The following is a 1,417-nucleotide window of genomic DNA, read 5'->3' as shown; positions in this document are numbered from 1 at the left end:
CAAGGCCGAGAGCTGATGACGAGTTGCCATTAGGCGACGAAGTGGTTGATACCATGCTTCCAAGAAAAGCTCCTAAGCTTCAGATAACTGGGAACCGTACCCCAAACCGACACAGGTGGTTAGGTAGAGAATACCAAGGCGCTTGAGAGAACTCGGGTGAAGGAACTAGGCAAAATGGCACCGTAACTTCGGGAGAAGGTGCGCCGGCGAGGGTCAAGGACTTGCTCCGTAAGCCCATGCCGGTCGAAGATACCAGGCCGCTGCGACTGTTTATTAAAAACACAGCACTCTGCAAACACGAAAGTGGACGTATAGGGTGTGACGCCTGCCCGGTGCCGGAAGGTTAATTGATGGGGTTAGCGCAAGCGAAGCTCTTGATCGAAGCCCCGGTAAACGGCGGCCGTAACTATAACGGTCCTAAGGTAGCGAAATTCCTTGTCGGGTAAGTTCCGACCTGCACGAATGGCGTAACGATGGCGGCGCTGTCTCCACCCGAGACTCAGTGAAATTGAAATCGCTGTGAAGATGCAGTGTATCCGCGGCTAGACGGAAAGACCCCGTGAACCTTTACTATAGCTTTGCACTGGACTTTGAATTTGCTTGTGTAGGATAGGTGGGAGGCTTTGAAGTGGGGACGCCAGTTCTCATGGAGCCATCCTTGAAATACCACCCTGGCAACTTTGAGGTTCTAACTCAGGTCCGTTATCCGGATCGAGGACAGTGTATGGTGGGTAGTTTGACTGGGGCGGTCTCCTCCCAAAGAGTAACGGAGGAGTACGAAGGTGCGCTCAGACCGGTCGGAAATCGGTCGTAGAGTATAAAGGCAAAAGCGCGCTTGACTGCGAGACACACACGTCGAGCAGGTACGAAAGTAGGTCTTAGTGATCCGGTGGTTCTGTATGGAAGGGCCATCGCTCAACGGATAAAAGGTACTCCGGGGATAACAGGCTGATACCGCCCAAGAGTTCATATCGACGGCGGTGTTTGGCACCTCGATGTCGGCTCATCACATCCTGGGGCTGAAGCCGGTCCCAAGGGTATGGCTGTTCGCCATTTAAAGTGGTACGCGAGCTGGGTTTAGAACGTCGTGAGACAGTTCGGTCCCTATCTGCCGTGGACGTTTGAGATTTGAGAGGGGCTGCTCCTAGTACGAGAGGACCGGAGTGGACGAACCTCTGGTGTTCCGGTTGTCACGCCAGTGGCATTGCCGGGTAGCTATGTTCGGAAGAGATAACCGCTGAAAGCATCTAAGCGGGAAACTTGCCTCAAGATGAGATCTCACTGGGATCTTGAATCCCCTAAAGGGCCGTCGAAGACTACGACGTTGATAGGTTGGGTGTGTAAGCGCTGTGAGGCGTTGAGCTAACCAATACTAATTGCCCGTGAGGCTTGACCATATAACACCCAAGCAATTTGC

The 1,417-nt window shown here is 53.2% G+C and carries 1 rRNA gene; it reads left to right on the top strand.

Annotated features, from left to right (window positions below):
• Positions 1–1,397 (top strand): 23S ribosomal RNA (locus ACN6NG_RS29845); the annotation flags it as partial.
• Positions 1,398–1,417: the final 20 nt, after the last annotated feature.

This window comes from Pseudomonas sp. TSO6, assembly GCF_056098905.1.
Note: the sequence above shows the minus strand (reverse complement) of the source record. Positions and strands in the feature narration are given on the sequence as shown.